The organism is Streptomyces sp. NPDC045968 (genome assembly GCF_056430475.1).
In genome coordinates this window covers 85,086-109,210 of sequence record NZ_JBWKLF010000007.1, presented here as the reverse complement: position 1 = coordinate 109,210, position 24,125 = coordinate 85,086, and the positions used below count along the sequence as shown (strand labels likewise).

Below are 24,125 nucleotides of genomic sequence, written 5' to 3'. Positions count from 1 at the left end.
GCAGCGATGTTCCGCCGTACGTTCTGGTTCACCGCCGGCGCCGCAGCCGGTGTGTGGGCCACCACCAAGGTCAACCGCAAGCTGAAGCAGCTGACCCCCGAGAGCCTCGCGGCGCAGGCCGCCGACAAGGCGATCGAGACCGGTCACAAGCTCAAGGACTTCGCCCTCGACGTGCGCGAAGGCATGATCCGGCGCGAGGCGGAACTGGGCGGGGCGCTGGGCCTGGAGGCACCGGTCGACCCCGAACTCCCCGTACGGCAGCACTTCGCCGTCGAAGCGGCCGACGCCGCCGGGACGGGCGAATCCGCCACGCGCCGCAAGCTCCCCTACAACTCGTACAACCGGAATGAGGACCACTAATGGAGTCGGCTGAAATTCGCCGCCGCTGGCTGAGCTTCTTCGAGGAGCGCGGTCACACCGTCGTCCCTTCGGCGTCGCTCATCGCGGACGACCCGACTCTGCTGCTGGTCCCCGCGGGCATGGTCCCCTTCAAGCCGTACTTCCTCGGCGAGGTCAAGCCGCCCGCCCCGCGCGTCACCAGCGTGCAGAAGTGCGTCCGTACGCCGGACATCGAAGAGGTCGGCAAGACCACCCGGCACGGCACGTTCTTCCAGATGTGCGGCAACTTCTCCTTCGGGGACTACTTCAAGGAAGGGGCCATCCAGTACGCCTGGGAGGCCCTGACCAACTCCGTGGCGGAGGGCGGTTTCGGACTCGACCCCGAGCGTCTGTGGATCACGGTCTACCTGGACGACGACGAGGCCGAGCAGATCTGGCGCGACAAGATCGGCGTCCCCGCCGAGCGCATCCAGCGCCTGGGCAAGAAGGACAACTTCTGGTCCATGGGTGTTCCGGGCCCCTGCGGTCCCTGTTCCGAGATCAACTACGACCGCGGCCCCGAGTTCGGTGTCGAGGGCGGCCCGGCCGTCAACGACGAGCGGTACGTGGAGATCTGGAACCTGGTCTTCATGCAGTACGAGCGGGGCGCCGGCGACGGCAAGGAGGACTTCCCGATCCTCGGTGACCTGCCGTCGAAGAACATCGACACGGGTCTCGGCCTCGAACGCCTCGCCATGATCCTCCAGGGCGTACAGAACATGTACGAGACCGACACCCTGCGCGTCGTCATGGACAAGGCCACCGAACTCACCGGCGTGCGCTACGGCGCCGAGCAGGGCACCGACGTCTCGCTCCGCGTGGTCGCCGACCACATCCGCACCTCCGTCATGCTCATCGGCGACGGCGTCACCCCCGGCAACGAGGGCCGCGGCTACGTCCTGCGCCGCATCATGCGCCGCGCCATCCGCAACATGCGTCTGATGGGCGCCACGGGCTCGGTCGTCCAGGAGCTGGTCGACGTCGTGATCAACACGATGGGGCAGCAGTACCCGGAGCTCCTGACCGAGCGCAAGCGCATCGAGACCGTCGCCCTCGCCGAGGAGGCCGCGTTCCTCAAGGCCGTCAAGGGCGGCACCAACATCCTCGACACCGCCGTCACCGAGACCAAGGCCGCCGGTGGCCAGGTCCTCTCCGGCGACAAGGCGTTCCTGCTCCACGACACCTGGGGCTTCCCGATCGACCTCACCCTCGAAATGGCCGCCGAACAGGGCCTTTCCGTGGACGAGGACGGCTTCCGCCGCCTGATGACGGAACAGCGGGACCGCGCCAAGGCCGACGCCAAGGCCAAGAAGACCGGTCACGCCGACATGTCCGGCTACCGCGAGATCGCGGACGCCGCCGGCGAGACCGACTTCATCGGGTACGACCACACCGTCGGTGAGTCCACCGTCGTCGGCATCCTCGTGGACGGCGTGCCCTCGCCCGCCGCCACCGAGGGCGACGAGGTCGAGATCGTCCTGGACCGTACGCCGTTCTACGCCGAGGGAGGCGGCCAGATCGGTGACACCGGCCGCATCCGGCTGGACTCCGGCGCCGTCGTCGAGGTCCGCGACTGCCAGAAGCCCGTCCCCGGCGTGTACGTCCACCGGGGCGTCGTCCAGGTCGGTGAAGTGACCGTCGGGGCCTCGGCCCAGGCCACGATCGACCTCCAGCGTCGCCGGGCCATCGCCCGCGCCCACAGCGCCACGCACCTGACGCACCAGGCACTGCGCGACGCGCTCGGCCCCCAGGCCGCCCAGGCCGGTTCGGAGAACCAGCCCGGGCGCTTCCGCTTCGACTTCGGCTCCCCGGCCGCCGTTCCCGGCACCGTGCTGACCGACGTCGAGCAGAAGATCAACGAGGTGCTCAGCCACGAACTCGACGTGAGCGCCGAGGTCATGAGCATCGACGAGGCCAAGAAGCAGGGCGCCATCGCCGAGTTCGGCGAGAAGTACGGCGAGCGGGTCCGCGTCGTCACCATCGGCGACTTCTCCAAGGAGCTGTGCGGCGGCACGCACGTCAAGAACACCGCCCAGCTGGGCCTGGTCAAGCTGCTCGGTGAGTCGTCCATCGGTTCCGGCGTGCGTCGCATCGAGGCCCTGGTCGGCGTGGACGCGTACAACTTCCTGGCCCGCGAGCACACGGTCGTCGCCCAGCTCCAGGAGCTGGTCAAGGGCCGTCCCGAGGAGCTGCCGGAGAAGATCTCCTCGATGCTCGGCAAGTTGAAGGACGCCGAGAAGGAGATCGAGAAGTTCCGCGCGGAGAAGGTCCTCCAGGCCGCCGCCGGTCTCGCCGCCGGCGCCCAGGACGTACGGGGCGTGGCCCTGGTCACCGGCCAGGTGCCGGACGGCACCGGCGCCGACGACCTGCGCAGGCTCGTCCTCGACGTGCGCGGACGCATCCCGGGCGACCGCCCCACCGTGGTCGCGCTCTTCACCACGGCCAACGGCCGCCCGCTGACCGTCATCGCCACCAACGAGGCCGCCCGCGCGCGTGGCCTCAAGGCTGGCGACCTGGTCCGCACGGCTGCCAAGACCCTCGGCGGCGGCGGTGGCGGCAAGCCGGACGTCGCCCAGGGCGGCGGCACGAACCCGGACGCCATCGGTGACGCCGTCGCCGCTGTCGAGCGCCTGGTCGGCGAGACCGCCTGATGAGTGCCCTGCTCAGACGAGGCCGCCGACTGGCGATCGACGTCGGGGACGCCCGGATCGGGGTCGCCTCGTGCGACCCCGACGGCATCCTCGCCACGCCGGTGGAGACCGTGCCGGGACGCGATGTCCCGGCCGCCCACCGGCGGCTGGGGCAGATCGTCGAGGAGTACGAGCCGATCGAGGTCATCATCGGTCTGCCGCGCTCGCTCGGCGGCGGCGAGGGCCCGGCAGCCGCCAAGGTGCGGGCGTTCGCCCAGGTGTTCGCCCACGCGGTCGCACCCATTCCGGTGCGATTGGTGGACGAGAGGATGACCACAGTGACGGCCACTCAGGGCCTGCGCGCCTCGGGCGTGAAGTCCAAGAAGGGCCGGTCTGTCATCGACCAGGCTGCCGCTGTGGTGATCCTTCAGAACGCTCTGGAGTCCGAACGGGCGTCAGGTAATGCTCCGGGCGAGGGCGTCGAAGTGGTTGTCTGATCGCGATACGGTAACGTTCCGCGCGATGCGGCAGTGTTCGAACAAACACCGCACAGCAAAGAGGCGGAACGTCGTCTCGCGGCACTAGGGGATCGATGACTGAGTATGGCCGGGGCCCCGGCTCCGAACCGTGGCATCCCGAAGACCCCTTGTACGGGGACCAGGGATGGGAGGGCCAGCAGGCTGCCCACGGCCAGAGCCAGTACGGCGGCCAGCAGCAGTCCTACCCTCAGGACCCGTACGCCCAGCACCAGCCGCAGCAGCCGTATCCGCAAGAGCAGCAGTACCCGCAACAAGAGCAGCAGTACCCGCAACAACAGCAGTACGGCGGCCAGCAGGACCCGTACGCCCAGCAGCCCCAGTACAACGGCGGCTGGGACACGGGCCAGCAGGCCGCCATGCCGTACGGCGGTCAGCCGCATGACCCGTACGGGCAGCAGCCGGTCGGCTACGGCGAACAGCACGACCACTACGGCACGCCCGAGGCGTACCCGCCGCCGCAGCCCCCCGGCCGCCGCGATTCCGTACCCGAGCAGCAGGCGCCGGACTGGAATCCGGACGAGCCCCAGGAAGAGACGCACCCCTTCTTCACGGGCTCGGACGAGCCGGTCGGCCGTGACGCCCGCGACGACGAGTACGAGGACGACACGCGCGCGTCGCGCCGTGGCGGGCGCGGCGGCGGCGGCGATCGCCGGGGCAAGGGCAAGAAGAAGAACCGCAGCGGCTACGCCTGCCTGGTCGTCTCCGTGATCCTCGTAGGGGGCCTCGGGGGAGTGACGTACCTGGGCTACTCCTACTACCAGGACCAGTTCGGCGCGGCGCCCGACTACGCGGGCGACGGCAGCGGCACGGTCGAGGTGGAGATCCCGAAGGGTGCGCTCGGCAACGAGATCGCCAACATTCTGAAGAAGCAGGGCGTCGTCAAATCCGTCGACGCGTTCATCGCCGCACAGAATGCCAACCCCCGGGGCAAATCCATTCAGGCTGGTGTGTATCTCCTCAAGGGGGAGATGTCGGCCGGCAGTGCCGTGAAGCTGATGCTGGACCCGAAGAGCCAGAACCCCCTCGTCATTCCCGAGGGAACCAGGAACGTCACGATCTACGCCATGATCGACAAGCGGATCGGCCTCAAGAAGGGCACCACCGCCGACATCGCGGAGACCAAGGCGGAGAGCCTGGGGCTGCCGGACTGGGCCGAGGACAATCCGGAGATCAAGGACCCGCTGGAAGGATTCCTCTACCCGGCCGCCTATCCGGTCTCCAAGGGGTCGAAGCCCGAGGACACACTGAGGCGCATGGTCGCCAGGGCCGACGAGGAGTACAAGAAGGCCGACGTCGAGGGGACCGCCAGGAAACTGGGGCTCGAGAACCCCTGGCAACTTGTCACGGTCGCGAGCCTCGTGCAGGTCGAGGGCAAGTACAAGCACGACTTCGACAAGGTCGCGCGAGTGGTCTACAACCGTCTCAAGCCCGGCAACACCGAGACGGTCGGCAGGCTCGAGTTCGACTCGACGGTGAACTACATCAAGGGTCAGAGCACACTCGACCTCGGTCCCGTGGACAAGCTGCGAACGATCGACGACCCGTACAACACGTACAAGATCCAGGGCCTGCCGGCCGGTCCCATCAGCAACCCCGGCGCGGACGCCCTGCACTCGGCGATCAATCCGACGCCCGGACCCTGGTACTACTTCGTCTCCGTCACCGAAGACCGGACGGTGTTCGCCGTGACGAACGAGGAGCACGAGCGGAACCGGCAGCAGTACGAGGACGAGAAGGCGAAGCAGTGAGCACGTTCCGCAGGGCCGCCGTCCTCGGTTCGCCCATCGCGCACTCGCTCTCTCCGGTCCTGCACCGGGCCGCCTACGCGGAACTCGGCCTCGACGACTGGTCGTACGACCGCTTCGAGGTGGACGAGGCCGCGCTCCCCGCATTCGTCGAGGGGCTGGACCGCTCCTGGGCCGGGCTGTCCCTGACCATGCCGCTCAAGCGCGCGATCATCCCGTTGCTCGACGGGATCAGCGGGATCGCGCTCTCGGTCGAGGCGGTCAACACCGTGGTCCTCACCGAGGACGGCCGGCGCGTCGGCGACAACACCGACATCCCCGGCATGATCGCGGCGCTGCGCGAGCGCGGTGTGGAGAAGGTGGAGTCGGCCGCCGTCCTCGGCGCCGGGGCCACCGCCTCCTCCGCGCTCGCCGCGCTCGCCGAGATCTGCACCGGCCCGGTCACGGCCTACGTACGCAGCCGGGAACGGGGCGACGAGATGCGCGCCTGGGGCGAGCGCCTCGCCGTAGACGTACGGATCGCCGACTGGTCGGACGGGGAAGAGGCCCTGCACGCCCCGCTGGTCATCGCCACCACACCGGCCGGTACCACGGACGCGCTGGCCGCACACGTGCCAAGGGCTCCCGGCACGCTGTTCGACGTGCTGTACGAGCCCTGGCCGACCGTGCTCGCGACGGCTTGGTCGGCGCGCGAGGGATCAGTCATCGGAGGTCTCGACCTTCTCGTGCACCAGGCCGTCCTCCAGGTCGAGCAGATGACGGGCCGCGCTCCGGCCCCTCTCGCCGCCATGCGGCACGCGGGAGAACAGGCGCTCGCGGCTCGCTGACGCCCCCGGCCGGACCGGCCGGGCCGTCCGTCTGCTGGACCGGCGGCCGGTTCGCACCCCTGGTCGTGGGAGGATCGGAGGCGGCGGGCCAGGGCCGCGCACCCGGTCGCGCCGTTGCAGTTTCAGGCGCGAGCATGAGGAGCACCGTTGAGCAGGTTGCGCTGGCTGACCGCGGGGGAGTCGCACGGCCCCGCACTCGTGGCGACGCTGGAGGGTCTTCCCGCCGGCGTCCCGGTCACCACGGAGATGGTGGCGGACGCGCTCGCCCGGCGGCGGCTCGGTTATGGCCGCGGTGCCCGGATGAAGTTCGAGAAGGACGAGGTCACCTTCCTGGGCGGTGTCCGGCACGGTCTCACCATGGGATCGCCCGTCGCCGTCATGGTCGGCAACACCGAGTGGCCCAAGTGGGAACAGGTCATGTCGGCCGACCCGGTGGACCCCGACGAGCTGGCCAAGCTGGCCCGTAACGCCCCGCTCACCCGCCCCCGCCCCGGCCACGCCGACCTCGCGGGGATGCAGAAGTACGGCTTCGACGAGGCCCGGCCGATCCTGGAGCGCGCCAGCGCCCGCGAGACGGCGGCCCGCGTCGCGCTCGGCGCCGTCGCCCGGTCGTACCTCAAGGAGACCGCCGGCATCGAGATCGTCAGCCACGTCGTCGAGCTGGCCGCCGCGAAGGCGCCGTACGGCGTCTACCCGACGCCGGCCGATGTCGAGAAGCTCGACGCCGACCCCGTACGTTGCCTGGACGCCGACGCGTCGAAGGCGATGGTCGCCGAGATCGACCAGGCCCACAAGGACGGCGACACGCTCGGCGGAGTCGTCGAGGTGCTCGCGTACGGAGTGCCGGTCGGCCTCGGTTCGCACGTCCACTGGGACCGTCGGCTCGACGCCCGGCTCGCCGCCGCCCTGATGGGAATCCAGGCCATCAAGGGCGTCGAGGTCGGTGACGGCTTCGACCTGGCACGCGTGCCCGGCTCCAAGGCGCACGACGAGATCCTGGTCACCGAGGACGGCATCAAGCGCGCCTCCGGGCGCGCCGGTGGCACCGAGGGCGGTCTGACCACCGGGGAGCTGCTGCGGGTCCGGGCCGCCATGAAGCCCATCGCCACGGTGCCCCGCGCTCTCGCCACCGTCGACGTCGTGACGGGTGAGCCCGCCAAGGCCCACCACCAGCGCTCCGATGTCTGTGCCGTCCCGGCCGCGGGCATCGTCGCCGAGGCGATGGTCGCCCTGGTCCTGGCCGACGCGGTCGCGGAGAAGTTCGGCGGCGACAGCGTCCCCGAGACCCACCGCAACGTGCAGTCGTACCTCGACCACCTGCAGATCCGATGAGTGGCCCCCTGGTCGTCCTCGTCGGCCCCATGGGCGTCGGCAAGTCCACGGTCGGTGAGCTGCTCGCCGAACGGCTCGGCACCACCTACCGCGACACCGACGCGGACGTCGTGGCCACCGCGGGCAAGCCGATCGCGGAGATCTTCTACGACGAGGGCGAGGAGCAGTTCCGCGCGCTGGAGCGCCGGGCCGTACGGGCCGCGGTCGCCGAACACGCGGGTGTCCTCTCCCTCGGCGGCGGCGCCGTCCTCGACGCGACGACCCGCGAGCTGCTCGCGGACCACGCCGTCGTCTACCTCTCCATGGATGTCGACGAGGCGGTCAGGCGGGTCGGGCTCAACACCGCCAGGCCGCTGCTCGCCGTCAATCCGCGCCGGCAGTGGCGCGAGCTGATGGAAGCCCGCCGGCACCTCTACGCCGAAGTGGCCCGTACGACGGTGGCCACCGACGACCGCACCCCCGACGAGGTCGCGCAGGCGATCCTCGACGCACTGGAACTGCCGGAGCGGACGGGCAGTGGCCCCGTACCGCACGGCCGGGAGAACACACCCATGACGGAGCAGGCACCCACTCGCATCCAGGTCGCGGGCACCGCGGGCACCGACCCGTACGAGGTGCTGGTCGGCCGCCAGCTGCTCGGCGAGCTGCCCACCCTCATCGGCGACCGCGCGAAGCGGGTCGCCGTCCTGCACCCCGAGGCACTCGCCGAGACCGGTGAGGCGGTCCGTGAGGACCTCGCCTCCCAGGGGTACGAGGCCATCGCCATCCAGCTGCCGAACGCCGAGGAGGCCAAGACCGTCGAGGTCGCGGCGTACTGCTGGAAGGCGCTCGGCCAGACCGGCTTCACCCGCACCGATGTCATCGTCGGCATCGGCGGCGGCGCCACCACCGATGTGGCGGGATTCGTCGCCGCCAGCTGGCTGCGCGGCGTCCGCTGGATCGCCGTACCCACCACCGTGCTCGGCATGGTCGACGCCGCGGTGGGCGGCAAGACCGGCATCAACACGGCCGAGGGCAAGAACCTCGTCGGCGCGTTCCACCCGCCCGCCGGGGTCCTCTGCGACCTCGCGGCCCTCGACTCGCTGCCGGTCCACGACTACGTGTCCGGCATGGCCGAGATCATCAAGGCCGGCTTCATCGCCGACCCGGCCATCCTGGACCTGGTCGAGGCCGACCCCGAAGGCGCCCGTACGCCCGCCGGACCGCACACCGCCGAGCTGATCGAGCGGTCCATCCGGGTCAAGGCGGAGGTCGTCTCCAGCGACCTGAAGGAGTCCGGCCCCCGGGAGATCCTCAACTACGGGCACACCCTCGCGCACGCCATCGAGAAGAACGAGCGCTACAAGTGGCGCCACGGCGCTGCCGTCTCGGTCGGCTTGGTCTTCGCCGCCGAGCTGGGCCGGCTCGCCGGCCGGCTCGACGACGCCACCGCCGACCGGCACCGCACGATCCTGGAGTCCGTCGGACTGCCGCTCACCTACCGCGGCGACCAGTGGCCCAAGCTGCTGGAGAACATGAAGGTCGACAAGAAGTCCCGCGGCGACCTCCTGCGCTTCGTCGTCCTCGACGCCCTGGGCAAGCCCGCGGTCCTCGAAGGCCCCGACCCCGCCATCCTGCTCGCCGCCTACGGGGAGGTCTCCGCGTGACCCGCAGGGTCCTCGTGCTCAACGGACCGAACCTCGGGCGCCTCGGCTCCCGCGAACCCGATGTGTACGGCGCCACCTCCTACGCCGGGCTCGTCGAAACCTGCCAGACGCTCGGCAAGCAGCTCGGCTTCGACGTCGACGTACGCGAGACCAACGACGAGGGCCAGATGATCCGCTGGCTCCACGACGCGGCGGACGGTTCAATTCCGGTCGTTCTCAACCCGGGTGCGTTCACCCACTACTCGTACGGAATGCGGGACGCGGCGGCCCAGCGGACCGCCCCGCTGATCGAGGTGCACATCTCGAATCCGTACGCACGGGAGGAATTCCGCCACAATTCCGTGGTCGCGCCCGTGGCCACGGGGACCGTGGCCGGATTCGGCATCGGCTCCTACCGCCTCGCCCTGCGGGCCCTGGCCGACGAACTCGACGCCTGATCCGTCGGCCATATCGGCCGACCGGGCACTCCGGGCCGTCCCCGGCCGTTCACTTCGCGGCGGCCGGGGACGGTACGGTTGCCGTTCCACCAGCGCCAGTTGCCTGTACGAGACGGAGTGGCACCGGATGCAGCACGCAGTGGGGGCCCCGCTGCCGCCGCCCCAAGGCCCCGGAAACGGGCCTGCCGGCTGGACGCACCAGGCCCAGCACCCCGGCCATCCAGGCCACCCCGGGCCGCCGCCGATACCGCCGCCGCCCCCCGGCCAGGGCTGGACCGGCCCCGCGCCCCGGCACGCCCCCGTGCCGCCCTCCCGCGAGACCACCGGGCACGTACAACTGCCGCCCGGCGGCCCCGTGCCGCTGCCCGCGCCGCCCGCCGAGCCCGGCACCGGCACGGCGACCCTCGCCGTGCTCCTGATCGGCCCGGCAGGCGCCGGGAAGACCACCGTGGCCAGGCTCTGGGCCGCCCGTCGCCGCGTCCCCACCGCCCACGTCTCCCTGGACGACGTCCGTGAATGGGTCTGCGCCGGCTTCGCCGACCCGCAGGCCGGGTGGAACGACCACTCCGAGGCCCAGTACCGCCTGGCCCGGCGCACCTGCGGCTTCGCCGCCCGTAACTTCCTGGCCAACGGCATCTCCTGCATCCTCGACGACGCCGTGTTCCCCGACCGGCCCGTCGTCGGCCTCGGCGGGTGGAAACGCCACGTCGGTCCCGGGCTCCTGCCCGTCGTCCTCCTGCCCGGCCTGGAGGTCGTCCTGGAGCGCAACGCGGCGCGCAGCGGGAACCGGCGGCTGTCCGACGAGGAAGTGGCCCGTATCCACGGACGGATGGCCGGCTGGTACGGCTCCGGGCTGCCCATCATCGACAACTCCGCCTACGACGTGGAGACGACGGCCCGGGTCCTGGACGACGTCCTCGCCCGCTCCATAGCCAGCCCTCCGACCTGGTAACCATCCCCGGTCGGATGCGCTGGCCGGGCGGTCCGCAGCCCCCGCTCGTAGGCTCGGAACATGTCAGAGGTGTACGCCGTCCGCCGTGGCCTGCTCCGCGACCGGTGCGCCGCCGCGGGGTCCGCGGCCGCCCTGGTCTCCCGCCCCGCCAACGTCCGCTATCTCGCGGGTGGAGCCCCCCTGGGGGCCGTCCTGCTGCTCGGGCCCGCCGAGGACGTCCTGCTCTGCCCACGTGCCCCCACCGGTGATCCCACCGAGGGCCGCCCCGACGAGGCGCTGCGCCACAGCGTGCTTCCGGTGCCCGACGGCGACCCCGTGGTCGCCGCAGCCGGTCTGGCCGTCTCCCTGGACGCGGATTCGCTCGCGGTCGAGGAACACGACCTGACGGTCGCACGTCACCGCGCCATGGGCGCGGTCGCACCCCGGTTGCGTCTCGCCGACCTCGGGTCCGCCGTGGAACAACTGCGGGTCGTCAAGGACGAGGAGGAGATCGCCTGTCTGCGGATCGCCGCCGAGATCACCGACCAGGCCCTCGGCGAGCTTCTCGAATCGATCCTGGTGGGCCGTACCGAACGTCATCTGGCCCTGGAACTGGAGCGCCGGCTGGTGGACCACGGCGCCGACGGCCCCGCCTTCGCGACCTCCGTCGCCACGGGACCCAATTCGGGCCAGGGCCGTCACAGGCCCTCGGACCGACGTGTGGAGGAAGGTGATTTCCTCTCGGTCTGCCTCGGCGCGAACTATCGCGGTTACCGGTGCGAGATCGGCCGCACGTTTGTGATCGGGACGACTCCAGCGGACTGGCAGATCGAGCTCTACGACCTTGTTTTCGCCGCTCAGCGGGCTGGACGGGAGGCACTTCTGCCCGGCGCCGCCTACCGCGACGTGGACCACGCGGCCCGCCATCTGCTGGACTCCGCGGGCTATGGAGAGGGCCTCGCGCCCTGGACCGGGCACGGGGTCGGGCTCGAAATCGACGAGGACCCGCAGTTGGCACCGACAGCCATGGGTAAACTGGACGCTTGTGTGCCGGTCACCGTCGAACCGGGGGTCCACCTCCCGGGCCGGGGCGGTGTCCGGATCGATGACACGCTCGTCGTGCGCCCAGAGGCGGACGGCGGACCCGAGCTACTCACCATTACGACCAAGGAGCTGCTCGCGCTCTAGCGCGCATCCTCGGTCGTCCACCAGCTTCAGTCCAGGAGATTCCGCAACCGTGGCTTCCACGAACGACCTCAAGAACGGCCTGGTGCTCAAGCTCGACGGGGGCCAGCTCTGGTCCGTCGTCGAGTTCCAGCACGTCAAGCCCGGCAAGGGCCCGGCCTTCGTGCGCACCAAGCTCAAGAACGTGCTCTCCGGCAAGGTCGTCGACAAGACGTTCAACGCCGGCGTGAAGGTCGAGACGGCCACCATTGACCGCCGCGACATGCAGTTCTCGTACATGGACGGCGAGTACTTCGTCTTCATGGACATGAACACGTACGACCAGCTGATGGTCGACCGCAAGGCTGTCGGCGACGCCGCCAACTTCCTGATCGAGGGCTTCACCGCCTCCGTGGCCCAGCACGAGGGCGAGGTGCTCTACGTCGAGCTGCCCGCGGCCGTCGAGCTGACCATCCAGCACACCGACCCGGGTGTCCAGGGCGACCGCTCCACCGGTGGCAGCAAGCCCGCCACCCTGGAGACCGGTTACGAGATCGGTGTCCCGCTCTTCATCACCACCGGCGAGAAGATCAAGGTCGACACCCGTACGGGCGACTACCTCGGCCGGGTGAACAGCTAACCGTGGCTGCCCGGAACAAGGCCCGCAAGCGCGCCTTCCAGATCCTCTTCGAGGCCGACCAGCGCGGTGAGTCCGTGCAGACGGTCCTCGCGGACTGGGTGCGGCTTTCGCGGACCGACGACCGACAGCCGCCGGTCGGCGAATTCACGATGGAGCTCGTCGAGGGGTACGCGCAGTACGCGGACCGCATCGACGACCTCATCGTCACCTACGCCGTGGACTGGGAGATCGACCGTATGCCGGTCGTCGACCGGAACATCCTGCGGCTCGGTGCGTACGAGCTGATCTGGATGGACGAGACGCCGGACGCCGTCGCGATCGACGAGGCGGTCCAGCTCGCCAAGGAGTTCTCCACCGATGACTCCCCGTCGTTCGTGAACGGGCTGCTGGCCCGCTTCAAGGACCTCAAGCCGAACCTCCGCCGGGAGCAGTAGCCCTCGACGGCGTTCGCCACGAAGGGCCCACGGTCGCTGACCGTGGGCCCTTCGGCGTTGTTCAGGGGGAGAGGGACTCCCCGGCTCCCCGGGACACGGAAACGCCGGGTGGGCGGGGGCTGAGGCCCCCGCCCACCCGGCGGTACGTTTCTGCTGTGGAGGGGTCAGCCCTCGTCGTGGGCGACCGCGCGGCGCGCGTCCGCGTCCAGGACGCCCCAGCTGATCAGCTGCTCCGTCAGCACGGACGGCGACTGGTCGTAGATCACGGCCAGCGTGCGCAGGTCGTCCTGGCGGATCGACAGCACCTTGCCGTTGTAGTCACCGCGCTGGCTCTGGATCGTCGCGGCGTAGCGCTGCAGCGGTCCGGCCTTCTCCGGCGGGACGTGGGCGAGGCGCTCCAGGTCCAGGACGAGCTTCGGCGGCGGCTCGGCGGCACCGCCCGGCGTCGTGCCGGGCAGCAGCTCCTGCACCGGGACGCCGTAGAAGTCGGCCAGCTCGGCGAGGCGCTGAACGGTCACGGCGCGGTCGCCACGCTCGTACGAACCGACCACGACGGCCTTCCAGCGGCCCTGGGACTTCTCTTCCACGCCATGGAGGGAGAGGCCCTGCTGGGTGCGGATGGCGCGGAGCTTGGCCCCGAGCTGCTTTGCGTATTCGCTGGACATAAGGCTCCCCGGACGCTGGAACAGTGTGCGGCTCAGCCGCGTGGCTGGTAACTCACTGTGAGGTTACGCAGCGTTACTTGGATGCGTCAAGCTGAATGGTCCGGACCGGTACCTCCAGGGGGTGTGACCAGCGGCGTGCGCAAGCCCTGGTAACGTTGATGACGCAATTTCGACGTCCTTTAACGTCCGTCCAGTGAGGCGGAGAAGGAGGTCCGTTTCTTATGGACACACAGCATGACGACATCGGCAATGCGGCGCGCCCCGTTCTCGAGGCTCCCGACATCGCCCGGGCACTGACCCGAATCGCCCACGAGATCGTCGAACGCGCCAAGGGCGCCGACGACGTGGTGCTGCTCGGCATCCCGACGCGAGGTGTTTTCCTCGCCCGTCGGCTCGCCGACAAGCTCGAAGCGATCACCGGCCGAAAGATGCCGGTCGGATCGCTCGACATCACGATGTACCGCGACGACCTGAGGATGCGCCCCGCGCGTGCTCTGGCCCGCACGGAGATCCCCGGTGAGGGCATCGAGGGCCGGCTGGTCGTCCTGGTCGACGACGTGCTCTTCTCCGGCCGCACGATCCGCGCCGCACTCGACGCGCTCGGCGACATCGGCCGCCCCCGCGCCGTGCAGCTCGCGGTCCTCGTCGACCGCGGTCACCGGGAACTCCCGATCAGGGCGGATTACGTCGGCAAGAACCTCCCCACGTCGCTGCGGGAGACGGTCAAGGTCCAGCTCGCCGAGGAGGACGGCCGCGACGCCGTGCTGCTCGGCGTCCAGCAGACGGCCCCGGCGGTCGAGCAGTAGCTGCCCGGCCCGTACGCCGCCAGTCAGGCCGTACAGCAGCTTCCGCACGCCCGCGTGCCTGAATCCTTCAGCAACCCCGGAGAACCCCCAGATGAAGCGACACCTCATCTCGGCCGCCGACCTCACCCGCGACGACGCCGTCCAGATCCTCGACACAGCCGAGGAAATGGCCCGCGTCGCGGACCGGCCGATCAAGAAGCTCCCCACCCTGCGCGGACGTACCGTCGTCAACCTCTTCTTCGAGGACTCGACGCGTACCCGCATCTCCTTCGAGGCCGCCGCCAAGCGCCTCTCCGCCGATGTCATCAACTTCTCCGCGAAGGGCTCGTCCGTCTCCAAGGGCGAGTCGCTCAAGGACACCGCCCTGACCCTGGAGGCGATGGGCGCGGACGCCGTCGTCATCCGGCACGGCGCATCGGGCGCCCCGTACCGGCTGGCCACCTCGGGCTGGATCGACGGCGCGGTCGTCAACGCGGGTGACGGCACCCACGAACACCCCACCCAGGCCCTGCTGGACGCCTTCACGATGCGCCGCAGGCTGGTCGGGGCCGACGCAGGTCTCGGCAAGGACCTCGAAGGCCGCCGCATCACGATCGTCGGCGACATCCTGCACAGCCGGGTGGCCCGTTCCAACGTCCACCTGCTGACCACCCTCGGGGCGCACGTCACGCTCGTCGCCCCGCCGACCCTCGTGCCCGTAGGCGTCGAGCAGTGGCCGTGCGACGTCAGCTACAGCCTCGACGAGGTGCTGCCGGAGTCGGACGCGGTGATGATGCTTCGTGTGCAGCGCGAACGGATGAACGCCGCCTACTTCCCGACCGAGCGCGAGTACTCCCGCCGCTACGGCCTGGACGGCTCGCGCATGGCCAGGATGCCCGGGCACGCCATCGTGATGCACCCCGGCCCGATGGTCCGTGGCATGGAGATCACCGCCGACGTGGCCGACTCCGACCGCTGCACGGTCGTCGAGCAGGTCGCCAACGGCGTCTCCATCCGTATGGCCGTGCTCTACCTGCTGCTCGGCGGCAACGAGTCCGCCACCGCCCACACGTCACCCGCCGCCCGTCCCGAGGAGAACAAGTAACCATGAGCAAGATCCTGATTCGCGGCGCGAAGATCCTCGGTGGCGAGCCGCAGGACGTCCTGATCGACGGAGAGACCATCGAGCGGGTCGGCACGGACATCGAGGCCGGTGACGCCACCGTCGTCGAGGCGGCTGGCCGCATCCTGCTGCCCGGCCTGGTCGACCTGCACACGCATCTGCGCGAGCCCGGCCGCGAGGACTCCGAGACCGTCCTCACCGGCACCAAGGCCGCGGCGGTCGGCGGCTTCACCGCCGTGCACGCCATGGCCAACACCTTCCCGGTCGCCGACACCGCGGGCGTCGTCGAGCAGGTCTGGCGGCTCGGCAAGGAGTCCGGCTACTGCGACGTGCAGCCCATCGGCGCCGTCACCGTCGGCCTGGAGGGCAAGCAGCTCGCCGAGCTCGGCGCCATGCACGACTCCGCCGCCGGAGTGAAGGTCTTCTCCGACGACGGCAAGTGCGTCGACGACGCCGTGATCATGCGGCGCGCGCTGGAGTACGTGAAGGCGTTCGACGGCGTCGTGGCCCAGCACGCCCAGGAGCCCCGCCTCACCGAGGGCGCCCAGATGAACGAGGGCATCGTCTCCGCCGAACTGGGTCTCGGCGGCTGGCCCGCCGTCGCCGAGGAGTCGATCATCGCCCGCGATGTGCTCCTCGCCGCCCACGTCGGCTCCCGGGTGCACATCTGCCACCTGTCGACCGCCGGCTCCGTCGAGATCGTCCGCTGGGCGAAGTCCAAGGGCTGGAACGTCACCGCCGAGGTCACCCCGCACCACCTGCTCCTCACCGACGAGCTCGTACGGTCGTACGACCCGGTCTACAAGGTGAACCCGCCGCTGCGCACCGAGGCCGACGTGATGGCCCTGCGCGAGGCGCTGGCCGACGGCACCATCGACTGCGTCGCCACCGACCACGCCCCGCACCCGCACGAGGACAAGGACTGCGAGTGGGCCGCGGCCGCCATGGGCATGGTGGGCCTGGAGACCGCGCTCTCCGTCGTCCAGGAGACGATGGTCGACACCGGCCTCATCGACTGGGCGGGTGTAGCCGACCGCATGTCGTTCCGCCCCGCGGCCATCGGCAGGCTCGAAGGCCACGGCCGTCCCGTCTCGGCAGGCGAGCCCGCCAACCTGACCCTGGTCGATCCGTCATACCGTGGAGTCGTGGACCCCGCGGGCTTCGCGTCCCGCAGCCGCAACACTCCGTACGAGGGTCGCGAGCTGCCGGGCCGAGTCACCCACACCTTCCTGCGGGGCCGTGCCACGGTCGTCGACGGGAAGCTCGCGTGACAACACTGACCCCCCTGCACCTGCTGGCCGCCGATCAGAAGTCGGCCGAAGTGACCGACTGGTCCGCCCGGATCAGCTGGGTCGTCGGACTGGCCGTCTTCATCGCCCTCGTCTACTGGCTGATGCGCCAGGGATGGAAGTGGCGAGGACAGCTCCAGTCCGGCCTGCCCGAGCTGCCCGCCACGCCCGCGGGATTCGCGGACGGCGAGAAGCTGCTCACGCTCTCCGGCCGCTACCACGCCTCGACGACCGCCGGGCAGTGGCTCGACCGGATCGTCGCCCACGGTCTCGGAACCCGCAGCCGCGTCGAGCTCACGCTCGGCGAACAGGGACTCGACGTCGTACGTCCCGGAGCGGCGGACTTCTTCGTACCGGCCGCCGCACTGCGCGAGGCCCGGCTCGACAAGGCGCTCGCCGGCAAGGTCCTCCCCGAGGGCGGCCTGCTCGTCATCACCTGGGCGCACGGCGACCAGCTGATCGACTCCGGCTTCCGCTCCGACCACGCGGCCGAACACCGGGCCTGGGTCGACGCCATCAACCACCTGAACCGCACTACGGAAGGCACCGCACGATGACGATCTCCACCCGGGGAGCCGCCAAAGCTCCCGCCGTACTCGTCCTGGAGGACGGCCGCGCCTTCCGCGGCCGCGCCTACGGGGCCGTGGGGGAGACCTTCGGCGAGGCGGTCTTCAACACGGGCATGAGCGGTTACCAGGAGACGCTGACCGACCCCTCGTACCACAAGCAGGTCGTCGTGATGACGGCCCCGCACGTCGGCAACACCGGTGTGAACGACGAGGACGCCGAGTCGAAGCAGATCTGGGTCGCCGGTTACGTCGTACGCGACCCCGCCCGGGTGCCCTCCAACTGGCGCTCCCGGCGCACGCTCGACGAGGAGCTGGAACGCCAGGGCGTCGTCGGCATCAGCGGCATCGACACCCGCGCGCTCACCCGCCACCTGCGCGAGCGCGGCGCGATGCGCGTCGGCATCTTCTCCGGCGAGACGATCGCCGACGACGCCACGCTGCTCGCCCGCGTCAAGGAGGCCCCCGAGATGACGGGCGCGAGCCTGTCGGACGAGGTGACCACCACCGAGGCGTACGTCGTTCCCGCGATCGGGACCAAGAAGTTCACCGTCGCCGCCCTGGACCTGGGTATCAAGGGCATGACGCCGCACCGGATGGCCGAGCGCGGCATCGAGGTGCACGTGCTGCCCGCGACGGCGACCGTCGAGGACGTCTACGCCGTGAACCCCGACGGGTTCTTCCTGTCCAACGGACCCGGCGACCCCTCCACCGTCGACCTCACCGTCGTGCGGGCCGTCCTGGCGCGGAAGACCCCCCTGTTCGGCATCTGCTTCGGCAACCAGATCCTGGGCCGCGCCCTCGGCTTCGGCACGTACAAGCTGAAGTACGGCCACCGCGGCATCAACCAGCCCGTCCAGGACCGCACGACCGGCAAGGTCGAGGTCACCGCGCACAACCACGGCTTCGCCGTCGACGCGCCGCTGGACAAGGTCTCCGAGACGCCGTTCGGCCGCGCCGAGGTCTCCCACGTCTGCCTGAACGACCAGGTCGTCGAGGGCCTTCAGCTCCTCGACCAGCCCGCGTTCAGCGTCCAGTACCACCCCGAAGCTGCTGCCGGCCCGCACGACGCCGCGTACCTCTTCGACCGCTTCGTTTCCCTGATGGAGGGCCAGCGTGCCTAAGCGCTCCGATATCCAGTCCGTCCTGGTCATCGGCTCCGGCCCGATCGTCATCGGTCAGGCCGCCGAGTTCGACTACTCCGGCACCCAGGCCTGCCGGGTCCTCAAGGCCGAGGGCCTGCGCGTCATCCTGGTGAACTCCAACCCGGCGACGATCATGACCGACCCGGAGATCGCCGACGCCACGTACGTCGAGCCGATCACCCCCGAGTTCGTCGAGAAGATCATCGCCAAGGAGCGCCCGGACGCGCTGCTCCCGACGCTGGGCGGCCAGACCGCGCTCAACACCGCGATCTCCATGCACGAGAACGGTGTCCTGGAGAAGTACGGCGTCGAGCTGATCGGCGCCAACGTCGAGGCCATCAACAAGGGCGAGGACCGCGACCTCTTCAAGGGCGTCGTCGAGGCCGTCAAGGCGAAGATCGGTTACGGCGAGTCCGCCCGCTCGGTCATCTGCCACTCCATGGACGACATCATCAAGGGCGTCGACACCCTCGGCGGTTACCCCGTCGTCGTCCGCCCCTCCTTCACCATGGGCGGCGCCGGCTCCGGCTTCGCCCACGACGAGGAGGAGCTGCGCCGGATCGCCGGACAGGGCCTCACGCTCTCCCCGACCACCGAGGTGCTCCTGGAGGAGTCCATCCTCGGCTGGAAGGAGTACGAGCTGGAGCTGATGCGCGACAAGAACGACAACGTCGTGGTCGTCTGCTCCATCGAGAACTTCGACCCGATGGGTGTCCACACCGGTGACTCGATCACCGTCGCCCCGTCGATGACGCTCACCGACCGTGAGTACCAGCGCCTCCGTGACATCGGCATCGCGATCATCCGCGAGGTCGGCGTCGACACCGGTGGCTGCAACATCCAGTTCGCCATCGACCCGGTCGACGGCCGTGTCATCGTGATCGAGATGAACCCCCGGGTCTCCCGCTCCTCGGCGCTCGCGTCGAAGGCCACCGGCTTCCCGATCGCCAAGATCGCCGCGAAGCTGGCCGTCGGCTACACGCTCGACGAGATCCCCAACGACATCACTGAGAAGACCCCGGCCTCCTTCGAGCCGACGCTCGACTACGTCGTCGTCAAGGCCCCGCGCTTCGCCTTCGAGAAGTTCCCCTCCGCCGACTCCACCCTCACCACCACCATGAAGTCGGTGGGCGAGGCCATGGCCATCGGCCGGAACTTCACCGAGGCGCTGCAGAAGGCACTGCGCTCCCTGGAGAAGAAGGGCTCGCAGTTCACCTTCGTCGGCGAGCCCGGCGACAAGGCCGAGCTGCTGGCCGAGGCCGTCCGCCCGACCGATGGCCGGATCAACACCGTCATGCAGGCGATCCGCGCCGGTGCCACCCAGGAAGAGGTCTTCGACGCCACGAAGATCGACCCCTGGTTCGTCGACCAGCTCTTCCTGATCAAGGAGATCGCGGACGAGCTGGCGGGCGCCGAGCGCCTGGACGCCGACCTGATCGCCGAGGCGAAGCGGCACGGCTTCTCCGACGCCCAGATCGGCGAGATCCGCGGTCTGCGCGAGGACGTCGTACGCGAGGTCCGGCACGCGCTCGGCATCCGTCCGGTCTACAAGACGGTCGACACCTGCGCCGCCGAGTTTGCCGCGAAGACGCCGTACTTCTACTCCTCGTACGACGAGGAGAGCGAGGTCGCGCCCCGCACCAAGCCCGCGGTGATCATCCTGGGCTCGGGCCCCAACCGCATCGGCCAGGGCATCGAGTTCGACTACTCCTGCGTCCACGCCTCCTTCGCGCTGAGCGACGCCGGGTACGAGACCGTGATGGTCAACTGCAACCCGGAGACCGTCTCCACCGACTACGACACCTCCGACCGCCTGTACTTCGAGCCGCTGACGCTCGAGGACGTGCTGGAGATCGTGCACGCCGAGTCCCTCGCTGGCCCGATCGCCGGTGTCATCGTCCAGCTCGGCGGCCAGACCCCGCTGGGCCTGTCGCAGGCGCTCAAGGACAACGGTGTGCCCGTCGTCGGCACGTCCCCGGAGGCCATCCACGCCGCCGAGGACCGCGGCGCCTTCGGCCGGGTCCTGGCCGAGGCCGGCCTGCCGGCCCCCAAGCACGGCACCGCCACCACCTTCTCCGAGGCCAAGGCCATCGCCGACGAGATCGGCTACCCCGTCCTCGTACGCCCGTCGTACGTCCTCGGCGGCCGCGGCATGGAGATCGTGTACGACGAGACGCGCCTGTCCTCGTACATCGCGGAGTCCACCGAGATCAGCCCCACCCGGCCGGTCCTGGTCGACCGCTTCCTCGACGACGCGATCGAGATCGACGTCGACGCGCTCTACGACGGCACCGAGCTCTACCTCGGCGGCGTCATGGAGCACATCGAGGAGGCCGGCATCCACTCCGGCGACTCGGCCTGCGCGCTGCCCCCGATCACCCTCGGCGGCTACGACATCAAGCGGCTGCGCGCCTCCACCGAGGGCATCGCCAAGGGCGTCGGCGTGCGCGGCCTGATCAACATTCAGTTCGCGCTCTCCGGCGACATCCTGTACGTCCTGGAAGCCAACCCCCGCGCCTCGCGCACCGTGCCCTTCACCTCGAAGGCGACCGCGGTCCCGCTCGCCAAGGCCGCCGCGCGGATCTCGCTCGGCGCGACCATCGCCGAGCTCCGCGCGGAGGGGCTGCTCCCGAAGACCGGCGACGGCGGCACCCTGCCGCTCGACGCGCCGATCTCCGTCAAGGAGGCCGTCATGCCGTGGTCGCGCTTCCGCGACATCCACGGCCGCGGCGTCGACACGGTCCTCGGTCCGGAGATGCGCTCGACCGGTGAAGTCATGGGCATCGACTCGGTCTTCGGCACGGCGTACGCCAAGTCGCAGGCCGGCGCGTACGGTCCGCTGCCCACCGAGGGACGCGCGTTCATCTCCGTCGCCAACCGCGACAAGCGCTCGATGATCTTCCCGGCCCGCGAACTGGTCGCCCACGGCTTCGAGTTGCTGGCCACGTCCGGTACGGCCGAGGTGCTCAAGCGCAACGGCATCAACGCCACGGTCGTGCGCAAGCAGTCCGAGGGCGAGGGCCCCGACGGCGAGCGGACCATCGTCCAGCTCATCCACGACGGCGAGGTCGACCTCATCGTCAACACGCCGTACGGGACCGGCGGCCGCCTCGACGGCTACGAGATCCGCACCGCCGCGGTGGCCAGGTCCGTGCCCTGCCTGACGACGGTGCAGGCGCTCGCCGCCGCCGTCCAGGGCATCGACGCGCTCAACCACGGTGACGTCGGCGTACGTTCCCTCCAGGAACACGCGGAACATCTGACCGCGGCCCGCGACTAGGAAGCCCAGCAGGGGGACACCGGAAACGGTGTCCCCCTCTTCATGAGGACACCCTGATGTACAAACTCTTCTTCCAGCTGGTCTTCAAGCGCATGGACCCGGAACGGGCCCACTACCTCGCCTTCCGGTGGATCCGCCTGGCCGCCCGCGTCCCCGTGCTGCGCACCTTCGTCGCCGCGGTGCTCGCGCCCCGCCACAGGGAACTGCGCACCGAGGCCCTCGGCCTGCGCATGCACGGCCCGTTCGGTCTGGCGGCCGGCTTCGACAAGAACGCCATCGCGATCGACGGCATGTCGATGCTCGGCTTCGACCACATCGAGATCGGTACGGTCACCGGCGAACCGCAGCCCGGCAACCCCAAGAAGCGCCTCTTCCGCCTCGTCGAGGACCGCGCGCTGATCAACCGGATGGGGTTCAACAACGAGGGTTCCGCGGCCGTGGCCGCGCGCCTGGCGGCCCGTAACCCCGTCTTCCGGACGACCGTCGGCGTCAACATCGGCAAGACCAAGGTCGTCCCCGAGGCCGAAGCGGTTGGGGACTACGTGAAGTCCACCGAGCGTCTGGCCGCCCACGCCGACTACCTCGTGGTGAACGTCTCCTCGCCCAACACGCCGGGCCTGCGCAACCTCCAGGCGACCGAGGCGCTCCGTCCGCTGCTCTCGGCGGTACGCGAGGCCGCCGACCGGACCGTCACCGACCGCCGGGTCCCGCTCCTCGTCAAGATCGCCCCCGACCTCGCGGACGAGGACGTCGACGCGGTCGCCGACCTCGCGGTGGAGCTCGGCCTCGACGGCATCATCGCCACGAACACCACCATCGCCCGTGACAGCCTCGGCCTGAAGTCCTCGCCGTCCCTGGTCCAGGAGACGGGTGGCCTCTCCGGCGCGCCCCTCAAGGAACGCTCCCTGGAGGTCCTGAGCCGTCTGTACGCCCGTGTGGGCGACCGGCTCACGCTCGTCGGTGTCGGGGGCATCGAGAACGCCGAGGACGCCTGGCAGCGCATCCTCGCCGGTGCCACGCTGGTCCAGGGCTACAGCGCCTTCATCTACGAGGGCCCGTTCTACGCCCGCGCGATCCACAAGGGCCTGGCCGCACGCCTGGCCGCCTCCCCCTACGCGACCCTCTCCGAAGCGGTCGGCGCCGAGACCCGGAAGGCCGAGAAGTGACCCCTGAACCCTTCGGCGCACGCCTGCGCCGCGCCATGGACACCCGCGGACCGCTCTGCGTGGGCATCGACCCGCACGCCTCGCTGCTCACCTCCTGGGGCCTGAACGACGATATCGCCGGCCTGGAACGCTTCACGCGTACGGTCGTCGAGGCGCTGGCCGACCGGGTCGCCGTGCTCAAACCGCAGTCCGCGTTCTTCGAGCGCTTCGGCTCGCGGGGCGTCGCCGTCCTGGAGAAGGCCGTCGCGGAGGCGCGGGCGGCCGGCGCCCTGGTCCTGATGGACGCCAAGCGGGGCGACATCGGCTCCACGATGGGCGCCTACGCGGCGACCTACCTGGACAAGGACTCGCCGCTGTTCTCCGACGCGGTCACCGTCTCGCCGTACCTGGGCTTCGGTTCGCTGCGCCCGGCGCTCGACGCGGCGGCGGCCTCCGGCTCCGGTGTCTTCGTGCTCGCCCTCACCTCCAACCCCGAGGGCGCCGAGGTGCAGCGCGCGACCGCGGCCGACGGCCGGTCGCTGGCTCAGGTGATGCTCGACCACATGGCCGCGGAGAACGAGGGCGTCACGCCGCTCGGCTCGGTCGGTGCGGTGGTCGGCGCGACGCTCGGCGACGCCGGGGCGAATCTGGCGATCAACGGTCCGCTGCTGGCTCCGGGCATCGGCGCCCAGGGTGCGACCCCCGCGGATCTGCCGGGTGTCTTCGGCGCCGCGGTGGGCAATGTGGTCCCCAGCGTGAGCCGGGGAGTGCTGCGTCACGGCCCGGACGTTTCCGGGCTGCGCGAAGCCGCCGGACGGTTCGCGGACGAGGTCCGTGCGGCCGTCTCGGAAAGCTGACGATGCCACGTAACGCCGCGTTGACGAATTCCTGAGCAAAAACCCGGCCATTATGCCGGGAATGTCCTGGTCGGCTGAGGCTGACCAGGACTTTTAGTCCGTTCTCGCTGACTCGGGCGCCCTTGGCCGCTAGTCTCCGTCGAGAGTCAACGAGCACATGTTGTCCGTTGCTCACGAGGTGTGGGGCGACTAGGTTCCTCACCGGTCCGTATCCGACAGATCGACATCCGAGGTGACGTAGGCGTGGCTCTTCCGCCCCTTACCCCTGAACAGCGCGCAGCCGCGCTCGAAAAGGCCGCCGCGGCTCGCCGGGAGCGGGCCGAGGTCAAGAATCGACTCAAGCACTCCGGCGCCTCGCTCCACGAGGTCATCAAGCAGGGCCAGGAGAACGACGTCATCGGCAAGATGAAGGTCTCCGCGCTCCTGGAGTCCCTGCCGGGCGTGGGCAAGGTCCGCGCCAAGCAGATCATGGAGCGGCTCGGGATCTCCGAGAGCCGCCGGGTGCGGGGTCTCGGCTCCAACCAGATCGCATCTCTGGAGCGTGAGTTCGGCGGCAGCGCCGCCTGA

At 70.1% G+C, this 24,125-nt stretch carries 22 protein-coding genes; 21 read left to right on the top strand and 1 reads right to left on the bottom strand.

The features are described from left to right. Positions 1 to 6 precede the first annotated feature (6 nt). The 12 genes from AC07FA_RS21000 to nusB all read left to right on the top strand — a co-directional run bounded on the left by AC07FA_RS21000 (position 7) and on the right by nusB (position 12,703). Entirely contained in the window at positions 7 to 360 is a 354-nt protein-coding gene (locus AC07FA_RS21000; RefSeq protein WP_479077360.1) for a DUF6167 family protein, read from the top strand. Next, positions 360 to 3,029: an alanine--tRNA ligase gene (gene alaS / locus AC07FA_RS20995; protein ID WP_479077358.1), complete on the top strand. Its 2,670-nt coding sequence runs from the start codon at positions 360 to 362 to the stop codon at positions 3,027 to 3,029. The genes AC07FA_RS21000 and alaS overlap by 1 nt, the downstream gene beginning before the upstream one ends. Next, on the top strand, positions 3,029 to 3,505 hold the full coding sequence (gene ruvX, locus AC07FA_RS20990) for a Holliday junction resolvase RuvX (RefSeq protein WP_479077357.1): 477 nt from the start codon (positions 3,029 to 3,031) through the stop codon (positions 3,503 to 3,505). Before alaS ends, ruvX begins: the two co-directional genes overlap by 1 nt. Positions 3,506 to 3,600: 95 nt before the next feature. Then, positions 3,601 to 5,295: an endolytic transglycosylase MltG gene (mltG, locus tag AC07FA_RS20985; protein WP_479077355.1), complete on the top strand. Its 1,695-nt coding sequence runs from the start codon at positions 3,601 to 3,603 to the stop codon at positions 5,293 to 5,295. After that, the gene (locus AC07FA_RS20980) at positions 5,292 to 6,119 is read left to right on the top strand and encodes a shikimate dehydrogenase (RefSeq protein WP_479077354.1); all 828 of its coding nucleotides are present in this window, start codon (positions 5,292 to 5,294) and stop codon (positions 6,117 to 6,119) included. The genes mltG and AC07FA_RS20980 overlap by 4 nt, the downstream gene beginning before the upstream one ends. A gap of 147 nt (positions 6,120 to 6,266) precedes the next feature. After that, the gene (gene aroC, locus AC07FA_RS20975) at positions 6,267 to 7,451 is read left to right on the top strand and encodes a chorismate synthase (RefSeq protein WP_479077352.1); all 1,185 of its coding nucleotides are present in this window, start codon (positions 6,267 to 6,269) and stop codon (positions 7,449 to 7,451) included. Further along, positions 7,448 to 9,097 (top strand): 3-dehydroquinate synthase, encoded by a 1,650-nt coding sequence (gene aroB, locus AC07FA_RS20970; protein WP_479077350.1) that lies wholly within the window; start codon positions 7,448 to 7,450, stop codon positions 9,095 to 9,097. Before aroC ends, aroB begins: the two co-directional genes overlap by 4 nt. Then, entirely contained in the window at positions 9,094 to 9,534 is a 441-nt protein-coding gene (gene aroQ / locus AC07FA_RS20965; RefSeq protein ID WP_479077349.1) for a type II 3-dehydroquinate dehydratase, read from the top strand. Before aroB ends, aroQ begins: the two co-directional genes overlap by 4 nt. A gap of 127 nt (positions 9,535 to 9,661) precedes the next feature. Further along, positions 9,662 to 10,486 (top strand): Pro-rich N-terminal domain-containing protein, encoded by an 825-nt coding sequence (locus AC07FA_RS20960; RefSeq protein WP_479077347.1) that lies wholly within the window; start codon positions 9,662 to 9,664, stop codon positions 10,484 to 10,486. 60 nt (positions 10,487 to 10,546) lie between these two features. Next, a complete protein-coding gene (locus AC07FA_RS20955) occupies positions 10,547 to 11,653 on the top strand; it encodes a M24 family metallopeptidase (RefSeq protein WP_479077346.1) in 1,107 nt (368 codons plus the stop codon). Positions 11,654 to 11,702: 49 nt separating this feature from the next. Then, positions 11,703 to 12,269: an elongation factor P gene (gene efp, locus AC07FA_RS20950; RefSeq protein ID WP_031097761.1), complete on the top strand. Its 567-nt coding sequence runs from the start codon at positions 11,703 to 11,705 to the stop codon at positions 12,267 to 12,269. Between the two features lie 2 nt (positions 12,270 to 12,271). After that, positions 12,272 to 12,703 carry a transcription antitermination factor NusB gene (gene nusB, locus AC07FA_RS20945; protein ID WP_479077345.1) on the top strand — a complete coding sequence of 144 codons (432 nt, stop codon included), beginning with the start codon at positions 12,272 to 12,274 and terminating at the stop codon, positions 12,701 to 12,703. 164 nt (positions 12,704 to 12,867) lie between these two features. On the opposite strand, the gene bldD is transcribed toward nusB, so the two are convergent. Continuing rightward, positions 12,868 to 13,368: a transcriptional regulator BldD gene (gene bldD / locus AC07FA_RS20940; protein WP_014157378.1), complete on the bottom strand. Its 501-nt coding sequence runs from the start codon at positions 13,366 to 13,368 to the stop codon at positions 12,868 to 12,870. A gap of 221 nt (positions 13,369 to 13,589) precedes the next feature. Here bldD and pyrR point away from each other — a divergent pair, with 221 nt between their 5' ends. The 9 genes from pyrR (at position 13,590) to AC07FA_RS20895 (ending at position 24,125) form a co-directional block, all read left to right on the top strand. Beyond that, on the top strand, positions 13,590 to 14,174 hold the full coding sequence (gene pyrR / locus AC07FA_RS20935) for a bifunctional pyr operon transcriptional regulator/uracil phosphoribosyltransferase PyrR (protein ID WP_479077344.1): 585 nt from the start codon (positions 13,590 to 13,592) through the stop codon (positions 14,172 to 14,174). A 91-nt stretch (positions 14,175 to 14,265) separates the two neighbouring features. After that, on the top strand, positions 14,266 to 15,258 hold the full coding sequence (locus AC07FA_RS20930; protein WP_479077343.1) for an aspartate carbamoyltransferase catalytic subunit: 993 nt from the start codon (positions 14,266 to 14,268) through the stop codon (positions 15,256 to 15,258). A 2-nt stretch (positions 15,259 to 15,260) separates the two neighbouring features. Further along, the gene (locus AC07FA_RS20925) at positions 15,261 to 16,547 is read left to right on the top strand and encodes a dihydroorotase (protein WP_479077341.1); all 1,287 of its coding nucleotides are present in this window, start codon (positions 15,261 to 15,263) and stop codon (positions 16,545 to 16,547) included. Beyond that, positions 16,544 to 17,122, top strand: a complete 579-nt coding sequence (locus tag AC07FA_RS20920) for a PH-like domain-containing protein (RefSeq protein WP_479077340.1) — start codon at positions 16,544 to 16,546, stop codon at positions 17,120 to 17,122. The genes AC07FA_RS20925 and AC07FA_RS20920 overlap by 4 nt, the downstream gene beginning before the upstream one ends. Next, complete coding sequence (gene carA / locus AC07FA_RS20915) at positions 17,119 to 18,255, top strand: glutamine-hydrolyzing carbamoyl-phosphate synthase small subunit (protein WP_479077338.1); 1,137 nt, start codon at positions 17,119 to 17,121, stop codon at positions 18,253 to 18,255. The genes AC07FA_RS20920 and carA overlap by 4 nt, the downstream gene beginning before the upstream one ends. Then, positions 18,248 to 21,556, top strand: a complete 3,309-nt coding sequence (gene carB, locus AC07FA_RS20910; RefSeq protein WP_479077337.1) for a carbamoyl-phosphate synthase large subunit — start codon at positions 18,248 to 18,250, stop codon at positions 21,554 to 21,556. Before carA ends, carB begins: the two co-directional genes overlap by 8 nt. Positions 21,557 to 21,612: 56 nt before the next feature. Then, positions 21,613 to 22,722 carry a quinone-dependent dihydroorotate dehydrogenase gene (locus tag AC07FA_RS20905; RefSeq protein ID WP_479077335.1) on the top strand — a complete coding sequence of 370 codons (1,110 nt, stop codon included), beginning with the start codon at positions 21,613 to 21,615 and terminating at the stop codon, positions 22,720 to 22,722. After that, positions 22,719 to 23,558, top strand: a complete 840-nt coding sequence (gene pyrF / locus AC07FA_RS20900) for an orotidine-5'-phosphate decarboxylase (protein ID WP_479077333.1) — start codon at positions 22,719 to 22,721, stop codon at positions 23,556 to 23,558. The genes AC07FA_RS20905 and pyrF overlap by 4 nt, the downstream gene beginning before the upstream one ends. Positions 23,559 to 23,801: 243 nt before the next feature. Then, positions 23,802 to 24,125 carry an integration host factor gene (locus tag AC07FA_RS20895; protein ID WP_014157387.1) on the top strand — a complete coding sequence of 108 codons (324 nt, stop codon included), beginning with the start codon at positions 23,802 to 23,804 and terminating at the stop codon, positions 24,123 to 24,125.

Bases quoted from the DNA above. Each gene is read 5' to 3' on its own strand.
- AC07FA_RS21000 (WP_479077360.1), top strand. From the start codon at position 7: ATGTTCCGCCGTACGTTCTGGTTCACCGCCGGCGCCGCAGCCGGTGTG.
- alaS (WP_479077358.1), top strand. From the start codon at position 360: ATGGAGTCGGCTGAAATTCGCCGCCGCTGGCTGAGCTTCTTCGAGGAG.
- ruvX (WP_479077357.1), top strand. From the start codon at position 3,029: ATGAGTGCCCTGCTCAGACGAGGCCGCCGACTGGCGATCGACGTCGGG.
- mltG (WP_479077355.1), top strand. From the start codon at position 3,601: ATGACTGAGTATGGCCGGGGCCCCGGCTCCGAACCGTGGCATCCCGAA.
- aroB (WP_479077350.1), top strand. From the start codon at position 7,448: ATGAGTGGCCCCCTGGTCGTCCTCGTCGGCCCCATGGGCGTCGGCAAG.
- AC07FA_RS20960 (WP_479077347.1), top strand. From the start codon at position 9,662: ATGCAGCACGCAGTGGGGGCCCCGCTGCCGCCGCCCCAAGGCCCCGGA.
- AC07FA_RS20955 (WP_479077346.1), top strand. From the start codon at position 10,547: ATGTCAGAGGTGTACGCCGTCCGCCGTGGCCTGCTCCGCGACCGGTGC.
- bldD (WP_014157378.1), bottom strand. From the start codon at position 13,368: ATGTCCAGCGAATACGCAAAGCAGCTCGGGGCCAAGCTCCGCGCCATC.
- pyrR (WP_479077344.1), top strand. From the start codon at position 13,590: ATGGACACACAGCATGACGACATCGGCAATGCGGCGCGCCCCGTTCTC.
- AC07FA_RS20930 (WP_479077343.1), top strand. From the start codon at position 14,266: ATGAAGCGACACCTCATCTCGGCCGCCGACCTCACCCGCGACGACGCC.
- AC07FA_RS20925 (WP_479077341.1), top strand. From the start codon at position 15,261: ATGAGCAAGATCCTGATTCGCGGCGCGAAGATCCTCGGTGGCGAGCCG.
- carA (WP_479077338.1), top strand. From the start codon at position 17,119: ATGACGATCTCCACCCGGGGAGCCGCCAAAGCTCCCGCCGTACTCGTC.
- AC07FA_RS20905 (WP_479077335.1), top strand. From the start codon at position 21,613: ATGTACAAACTCTTCTTCCAGCTGGTCTTCAAGCGCATGGACCCGGAA.